General features: G+C 72.4%; 1 protein-coding gene. It reads right to left on the bottom strand.

Going from position 1 to position 1,081, the window contains the following annotated elements; translation table 11 throughout:
* On the bottom strand, nt 1-1,081 hold a 1,081-nt coding region (locus MKL11_RS28130; protein ID WP_243949659.1), incomplete at both ends, for a glycosyltransferase.

The following is a 1,081-nucleotide window of genomic DNA, read 5'->3' as shown; positions in this document are numbered from 1 at the left end:
GGCGCTCCGCCGGGTCCGGCTCCTCGTAGCCGTCCGCGTCCGCGGCCAGGCAGTCCCGGCACACCGGCACCGGCGCCAGGCCGCAATAGCGCCCGTCCGGCATCACCAGGTGGTTGCGGTGGCACACCGGCGAGAAGTCGTGCAGCGTCCAGGCATAGGGCCGCCCCGAGCCGGACACGAGGTCCATCAAGGCGCGGGCCGCGTTCCAGCGCAGCCCCGCCAGCGAGTGCACGTGGATCAGCAGCGGCGCCAGTTGCTCCACGAACGCGGCCACCGCGTCGGCGTCGCGGGGCAGGTACAGGCTGTCCAGGCTCGGCAGGTACAGGAACTCGCTGCTGCGATACGAGACGTCGACCTGGATGTTCCGGGCCCGGTCGACCGAGAGCAGCACCACGGCCACGCCCTCGGCTTCGAGCCGGGCGATCATGTCGTCGATGTGCCGCTGGATGCCCCCGCCCCAGCTGTGGGTCACGAACAGAACCGCCCGGCCGCGGAAGTGCCGGGGGAGCCGGTACAGGTCGAGCCGCGCCCGCCCCCGCCGGCCCGGATCGGCCTGGACGAACTGGCCGACGAGCGCCGGGTAGTCCGGGTGCTTGGCCAGCAGCGCCGCCTGGCCCTGGTCGTACTCGCCGCCCGGGTCGAGCCCGAACGAGATCTGCCCGGCATGGTAGACGTACACGTCCTCGGCGAGCAGGTTCGAGAACCCGGCCTTGCGGGCGCGCATGCACCAGTCGTTCTCCTCGCCGTAGCCCTTGCCGAAGGCGACCTCGTCGAGGACCCCGACCGCGTCGAGGGCCTCTGCCGTCATGTACATGCAGAAGCCGACCCCGGTTGGCACCTCGACGGCGCGGCCGCGGTTGAGCGTGCGGGCGGCCTGGTCGAGCTCGGGCCGGGGGATCTCGAGCGCCATGGTGTTGTTGGCGTTGAAGCGCGGGTAGCTGCAGATCGTGGCGTTGTTCGACAGCGGCGTGACGCTGCCCACCGGCGGGCGGCCCTCGGCCGCGGCGGTCTCGGCGTGGGCGACCAGCCGGTCGAGCCAGTCGCCGAACACCTGGGCGTCGGAGTTGAGCAGGACCACGGC

The organism is Methylobacterium sp. J-077 (genome assembly GCF_022829365.1).
GTDB lineage: Bacteria > Pseudomonadota > Alphaproteobacteria > Rhizobiales > Beijerinckiaceae > Methylobacterium.
The sequence above is the reverse complement of the archived record's forward strand: the minus strand, read 5'-3'. Positions and strand labels throughout refer to the sequence as shown.